Origin of the sequence: Ensifer sp. ZNC0028, assembly GCF_000799055.1 — a bacterium.
Lineage (GTDB): Bacteria > Pseudomonadota > Alphaproteobacteria > Rhizobiales > Rhizobiaceae > Ensifer.
In genome coordinates this window covers 45,281-51,447 of record NZ_JTLA01000072.1, presented here as the reverse complement: position 1 = coordinate 51,447, position 6,167 = coordinate 45,281, and the positions used below count along the sequence as shown (strand labels likewise).

Annotated in this window: 8 protein-coding genes; 3 read left to right on the top strand and 5 right to left on the bottom strand. The window is 62.3% G+C overall.

What is annotated here, in order from left to right; genetic code table 11:
- Together L981_RS17350 and L981_RS17345 are read right to left on the bottom strand one after the other, a co-directional pair.
- Positions 1–372, bottom strand: a 372-nt coding sequence (locus L981_RS17350; protein ID WP_043618800.1) for a DUF1236 domain-containing protein, incomplete at its 3' end; no start/stop codon positions are given.
- 606 nt (positions 373–978) lie between these two features.
- Positions 979–1,164, bottom strand: a complete 186-nt coding sequence (locus tag L981_RS17345; protein ID WP_034798488.1) for a hypothetical protein — start codon at positions 1,162–1,164, stop codon at positions 979–981.
- Between the two features lie 328 nt (positions 1,165–1,492).
- Here L981_RS17345 and minC point away from each other — a divergent pair, with 328 nt between their 5' ends.
- From minC to minE, 3 genes are all read left to right on the top strand, one after another.
- A complete protein-coding gene (gene minC, locus L981_RS17340; RefSeq protein WP_043618757.1) occupies positions 1,493–2,251 on the top strand; it encodes a septum site-determining protein MinC in 759 nt (252 codons plus the stop codon).
- A 115-nt stretch (positions 2,252–2,366) separates the two neighbouring features.
- On the top strand, positions 2,367–3,182 hold the full coding sequence (gene minD / locus L981_RS17335; protein ID WP_043618754.1) for a septum site-determining protein MinD: 816 nt from the start codon (positions 2,367–2,369) through the stop codon (positions 3,180–3,182).
- Entirely contained in the window at positions 3,179–3,439 is a 261-nt protein-coding gene (gene minE, locus L981_RS17330; RefSeq protein ID WP_034798387.1) for a cell division topological specificity factor MinE, read from the top strand. Before minD ends, minE begins: the two co-directional genes overlap by 4 nt.
- A 98-nt stretch (positions 3,440–3,537) precedes the next feature.
- Here the strand turns inward: minE and L981_RS17325 are convergent, their stop codons facing one another.
- The 3 genes from L981_RS17325 to L981_RS17315 form a co-directional block, all read right to left on the bottom strand.
- On the bottom strand, positions 3,538–4,389 hold the full coding sequence (locus L981_RS17325) for a cupin domain-containing protein (protein ID WP_043618750.1): 852 nt from the start codon (positions 4,387–4,389) through the stop codon (positions 3,538–3,540).
- Between the two features lie 69 nt (positions 4,390–4,458).
- Complete coding sequence (locus tag L981_RS17320) at positions 4,459–5,025, bottom strand: TetR/AcrR family transcriptional regulator (protein WP_043618747.1); 567 nt, start codon at positions 5,023–5,025, stop codon at positions 4,459–4,461.
- 34 nt (positions 5,026–5,059) lie between these two features.
- Entirely contained in the window at positions 5,060–6,145 is a 1,086-nt protein-coding gene (locus L981_RS17315) for a Gfo/Idh/MocA family protein (RefSeq protein ID WP_043618744.1), read from the bottom strand.
- Positions 6,146–6,167 lie beyond the last annotated feature (22 nt).

Below are 6,167 nucleotides of genomic sequence, written 5' to 3'. Positions count from 1 at the left end.
CGGCTCGACGATCACGCGGTGCTCATTGACGACCGCATAGGCGTAGCGCGGATTGTCCGGTACGGGCGTCAGGACGACGGCCTGCGGGATGGGTTTACCGATCACCACCTGTTCCTGAACCACCACCGAAGGCGGCGCGGGCTGCTGTTCGACATAGGTGATGACTTCCGGCGGCGGCGGCGTCAGCGCTCCACCGAGCGCGCCACCGACCACGGCGCCTACGCCGGCACCGATCGGCCCACCGACAACGGCACCCGCCGTCGCGCCGCCAACGATACCTGCGGCCGTGCCAGCCTTCTGGTTGGCATCCTCAGCAAATGCGGATCCTGCCACCAAAGAAACAACAGCCGCGGCGATTACAAGCTTCTTCATGATCTCATCCTTTCGTTCAATCACGACATCAACGAAAGGAATAATAAATTGTTCCGAATTCACGCCGTTTTCAGCGCATCACGCTTGATAACTTTCGTTAACAATCGAACCATTATCGGCTTAAAAGTCAGTAAACCGCGCAACCTATCGATAAATTCAGATTCTATACTATAAATAATGATGATTCATTTCCAACCGGATAAGAATGCACTTCGGGCGCTCAAGGCAACACATTTGCCCTGCCAGGCTTTCTGCCCACGCCGACCCATCAGTCCCGAGGCAACCGGCCAAGGAGCAGTTTGTTCCCTTCCCTGTTGCCACAGCGTACGCATTTCAATGCCGGGCCGATGGAATTGAGAGAGACGCCCCATCCGCGCCTGTTTGCAACAAGCCGGCGATCGATCCGCCCCTGGTGCCGGCAGTTCCCGCATTTCGCCACGAGCACATACCATTCCGGCAAGAGTTCCAGGGTCGCCCCGTAATCGGCGGCGTCTTCGCGCGGCATCAGGTCGATGCTTCGACGATGCCTCATGTTCATTCCTCTCGAAGCCTCGGCTCGTTTCGTACGTCATCCAGCCACGGGGCCTGAAGCGGTCGGCGCGTTCGTCAGCGGGCGGAACCGTCGAGCCGAAGCGAAAGCTGGACACCGCCACGCTTCAGCCGCGGCAACGGCGGCGCCATGTCGATGCGGCCAAAGGTGCGCTTGCGCCATTCGGCCTCGCGTTCCCGCTTCTTTCGGGCGGCCGCAACGGCGGCCATGGCGCGTTCGATCACTTCTTCCGTGTGGGTCATGGTCTCCATCCGATTCATGGGAACCTCCGTTTTGTTCTTGTTATGTTCTTATTTTAGCGTTCCAATGTCAACTCCCCTTAGGGGGCCGGACGAATCGCTCTTGCCTCGTCGACGCTTTCTGCGTCTCCCCGCGCCGGGCGCCGGGTCTGATCGGCCGAAACCAGGGCGACGATGGGCAAAAGAGCAGCTTTTTCCGCCACCCGATTTTCCTTGTTTTCCAGCGTTCGGCGACCGGTCCTCAAGGCCGCCTCATTAACCTTCGCATTGCCGAATTAACCATTTGTTAACCATTTGATCGATACACCGAAGCAACGGAAAATTTACCAAGATGAACGATGTGTTAACCGAATCCCGGCCGATCCGCCTCAAGGGGCGATCCTTCCTTGCGCTAGCGCTGACCCCCGAGCTTCCGCTCGAGGATTGGCTCACCCGCCTCGACCATCTCGCCTCCCGCTCCGCCGGTTTCTTCCTGCGGCGCCCGGTGGTGCTCGACGTCGATGGCCTTGATATCGACCGGTCGCAACTGCGCGAACTCGTCGACCAGCTCGGCAAGCGCAATGTGCGCATCATGGGCATCGAAGGTGCGCGCCAGTCTCTGCTCGGCGCCGACCTTCCGCCCGCGATGACCGACGGTCGCCCAGCGGCGGACTACGAAGCCAAGATGGCGGAACAGGCCGAAAAGACCGAGGCGCCGGAAGCGGAAGCCGAAGCAGGCGCGGATACGGTGATCACGGCAGAACCGGTTGCCGCCAAGGCGACACCGTCGATCGTGGTCACCCAGCCGGTACGCTCGGGCCAGTCGCTGTTCTTCCCCGAAGGCGACGTGACGATCATCGGCTCGGTCGCCTCGGGCGCCGAAGTCGTCGCCGGCGGCTCGATCCACATTTACGGCGCGCTGCGCGGCCGGGCGATGGCCGGCACCACGGGCAATGCCTCGGCGCGGATCTTCTGCCGCAAGCTCGAAGCGGAACTGATTGCGATCGACGGCTTCTACAAGACGGCCGACGACATGGAGCAGAACCTGCGCGGCAAGGCCGTGCAGATCTGGCTCGACGGCGAAGAGCTGAAGGCGGGAACGCTCGGTTAGGCCGAGGCAAGGAAGGGTGTGGATGCTGGCCATCCGCATCTGGTGATTCAGGTCGATCCGGCCGGGGTCACGAGGACGTAGGCGAAGGCGAATTCACAGATACTTGGAGAGACGAATGGGCAAGGTAGTCGTAGTTACATCGGGCAAGGGCGGCGTCGGCAAGACGACGTCCAGCGCCGCACTGGGCGCCGCACTCGCTCAGAACGGCGAGAAAGTCGTCGTCGTGGACTTTGACGTCGGTCTGCGCAATCTCGACCTCGTCATGGGCGCGGAACGCCGCGTCGTCTATGACCTGGTCAACGTGATCCAGGGCGAGGCCAAGCTGTCGCAGGCGCTGATCCGCGACAAGCGCCTAGAAACGCTCTATCTGCTGCCGGCCTCCCAGACCCGCGACAAGGACAACCTGACGCCGGAAGGTGTCGAGAAGGTCATCGCCGCCCTTCAGAGCGCCTTCGACTGGGTCATCTGCGACAGCCCCGCCGGCATCGAGCGCGGCGCGACGCTGGCCATGCGCCATGCCGACATTGCGATCGTCGTGACCAACCCGGAAGTCTCGTCGGTGCGCGATTCCGACCGCATCATCGGCCTGCTCGATTCCAAGACCCTCAAGGCCGAGAACGGCGAGCGCATGGAAAAGCACCTGCTGCTCACCCGCTACGACCCGATCCGCGCCGAGCGCGGCGACATGCTGAAGGTCGACGACGTCTTGGAAATCCTGTCGATCCCGCTGATGGGCATCATCCCGGAAAGCGCCGACGTGCTGCGCGCCTCCAACGTCGGTTCGCCGGTGACGCTCGCCGACACCCGCTGCGCGCCGGCACTCGCCTACTTCGACGCGGCGCGCCGGCTCAAAGGCGAAGCCCTGCCGATCACCATCCCCGGCGAGAAGCGCAGCTTCCTCGGCAAGATTTTCGGAAGGAAAGCGGCATGAACCTTTTCCGTTTCTTCTCCCGCACCCAGTCAGCGCCGGCCGCCCGCGAACGGCTGCAGGTGCTGCTCGCCCATGAGCGCGCATCAGCCGGCGATAGCGATCTCGTCACCAAACTGCGCGACGAGATCCTCCAGGCGATCTCCAAGCACATGCAGATCGACGACGACAAGGTCCGCGTGACAATGGAGCGCGGCCCGCAGGTCTCGACGCTCGCCGTCGACATCGAGATCCCCTTCGACGCAAAAAAGGCGGCCTAAGGGCCGCCGACGGATTTCGGAAGCAACGTCTTTCAGCGTACTTCCTGTTTTCAGATACGGCAGTATCCACCGGGTACTGCCGTATTTTTTGTTCGAGATCAGTACTCCGGCGCCACGCCGAAGACGAATTCCACCTTGTCGCCGGTCATGTTGAAATACTGGTGGTCGAAACCCGCCGGAATGTAGAAGCCGTCGCGCGGGTTGAGCTCGAACCAGACCTGGCCTTCGGCATCCGGCACGTGGATGTTCAGGGTGCCCGACACCACGTAAAGGCATTCGTCACCCTTGTGGCGCTCCATGCCGGTGCGTTTTCCCGAAAGCAGCGTCGTCTTGCCGACGGTCAGTTGGTCGGTCGCACAGTAGAGGCCGGTATAGGCGCCCTGCGTCTGTCGATCGAGGCTCAGGAGCAGATCGGCATCGCGCATCGGATGGATTGTCCTGGCCTTGCGCTGCGCTTCGGCCTCCATCGGCCAGCGACCGATGAACTCGCTCTGGCCGTAACGCGATTGCTCGATCTCGATATAGGGCTTGGTACGCGCATAGGGGCCTGACGTACCCTTGGCCGGCGGCGGCGCGAAGAATTCCAGCACGCGGACCTGCTCGTTGCCGAGGTTGAAGCCGTGGTGCCAGGTATCCTTGCGGAAAAACAGCGCCTCGCCTTCCTTTGCGATGCAGAATTCACCCGTCTCGGGATTGGCGAGACCGAGCGTGCCGGAGAGCACGTAGAGAACCTCGTCCGCCCCGAAGATCGTGCGGAAGGCTTCCGTGTGCTTGAAGCAGCCGCCGGGCTGCATGCCGAAGACGATCTGGTGGATGCTGTCCGTCGAGGCATAGATCCAGTCGTCAACGAGACCGGCATTTTCCTCGCCCCACAGATGCCGCGTGACGCCGGCATAGGGGATGTGGCTGGGACGATCGAAAACGGGACGGGGAGACGGCTTGTATCCCATCGGAAAACTCCTTGGTTCTGGGCGCGAAGCGGCGCGCCGATGCGGGGGAATGTCAGCGCGGGACGCGCGCTATTTCGGCGGTGCTTGGGCGTGCGTCCGCTCCAAAAGCCGGGCGGTGACCGCACGCTTCATCTCGGGGTCGAGGTGCATGACGTTGAAGACCTCCGCCAGCCACATGCCCTCGACCGCCAGTCGCGTGATCGTCGCCTCGACCGGATCGAGGCCGTCGTTTTCGACGGATGCCTGGCAGCGGATGTTCTGCTGGCGCACGATCTCAAGAAGGTCGGGGAAGTTCGACAAGGCGGCAGTGATGCTGGCACCCAGGCGGTCGTACTGATCCCCGGTGCTGGTGGCCTCGCCGAGCGTGGCGCGCACATAGGCGCGGGTGTAGCGGCCATGCGGGTCCTCGTCCTCGGTTTCGAGGCCGGAGAGACCGGTCTCGAAACGGTAGACGAAACGCTCGACCATCGCCCGCACCAGCGCGTCTTTGCTGGCGAAGTGGTAGAGAATGCCGCCCTTGCTGAGGCCGGTCTGTTCCGCCACTTCGTCGAAGGTGAGGGATGACACGCCCTTGCCGACGACGATGGCTTCGGCGGCGGTCAGGATGCGGTCACGTGCGGTTTCGCGTTTTGCCATGTCGATACAACTCTAGTGTGTGAAACATGTCCTGCTATAGCCCCGAACTCTCGCGCAGGCGACCGACGATCTCGGCCATCAATGCCAGATCCTGACGCGAGTCCGACAACGTCGTCTTCGGCTTCGTGTCGTTGACGAGATGATCGTGGAAGGACCGCAGCTCCAGGGCGAACGGATCGGTGTAATCAGGGCCGAAGGTGCGTGTTTCGGTCTCGGTATCGGTGCTGTCGATCACTTCGAGCGCAGTCGGCAGGTTGCGGATATAGGGCGTGTCGTAGCTGACGCGCAGCTGGCGGCGATCGGACAGCACCTCGATGCGGGCATCGAAACGGGCGACGTTGTCGATCATCGCTTCGTAGATCGCGGTGAAGTGACCGTAGTCGAACAGCGCGACAATGGATTCGCCGTTGCACTTGTGATGCGCGGCGATCACCCGCTTCGGCAGGCCGATCAGTTCGCGCATCGCCGAAAGGCTGTGTGACGAAAGTCCGGTCAGCACCTGATAGGCGCGCATCAGATCGGCGGGCGCATCATCACCGACCACCTGTTTCAGAAGCGCCGTCGTCTGCGCGCGGGATTCCGCCAGGAACGCGGCGTCGAGGTCCGTTGGGTAGAAGATGTTGCGGGTCTGTCGAATGAAGAACGGGCCCTCGCAGATGATATCGCGGACGCGGACGTAACGCACGTCGCTCGCAGCCGGCATCATCGCCTTGGCGCGCAGGAAGCTCGGCGAATAGCGGCGCATATAGGCAACGAAGAGCAGCCGGTCCGTGGCGTCCGCCAGCGGCGCGACCGCGTCGATTTCGCCGAGGGTCAGGCAGGCGGGCTTTTCCAGGAAGACGTGCTTCTTCGCCTTCAGCGCCATCTCCAGATAGAAGCTGTGCGTCTGGTCCGGGGTCAGGATAAAGACGGCATCGATGTCAGGTGCAGAGACGAGCGCTTCCGCCGTCTCATATTTCTTTGCGCCGGGATAACGGGCCGAGCAATAGGCCGTCAGGCTCGGCGAGACGTCATAGACGCCGGCGATTTCGAACAGATGGCGATGATCGGCCAGGATCGGCAGATGCATGAGCTGGCTGACTTCGCCAAGCCCGATCAAACCAACACGAACGACACGCATGTGAGTACCCTTTCCGCCTCGA

Bases quoted from the DNA above. Each gene is read 5' to 3' on its own strand.
- L981_RS17345 (WP_034798488.1), bottom strand. From the start codon at position 1,164: ATGACCCACACGGAAGAAGTGATCGAACGCGCCATGGCCGCCGTTGCG.
- minC (WP_043618757.1), top strand. From the start codon at position 1,493: ATGAACGATGTGTTAACCGAATCCCGGCCGATCCGCCTCAAGGGGCGA.
- minD (WP_043618754.1), top strand. From the start codon at position 2,367: ATGGGCAAGGTAGTCGTAGTTACATCGGGCAAGGGCGGCGTCGGCAAG.
- minE (WP_034798387.1), top strand. From the start codon at position 3,179: ATGAACCTTTTCCGTTTCTTCTCCCGCACCCAGTCAGCGCCGGCCGCC.
- L981_RS17325 (WP_043618750.1), bottom strand. From the start codon at position 4,389: ATGGGATACAAGCCGTCTCCCCGTCCCGTTTTCGATCGTCCCAGCCAC.
- L981_RS17320 (WP_043618747.1), bottom strand. From the start codon at position 5,025: ATGGCAAAACGCGAAACCGCACGTGACCGCATCCTGACCGCCGCCGAA.
- L981_RS17315 (WP_043618744.1), bottom strand. From the start codon at position 6,145: ATGCGTGTCGTTCGTGTTGGTTTGATCGGGCTTGGCGAAGTCAGCCAG.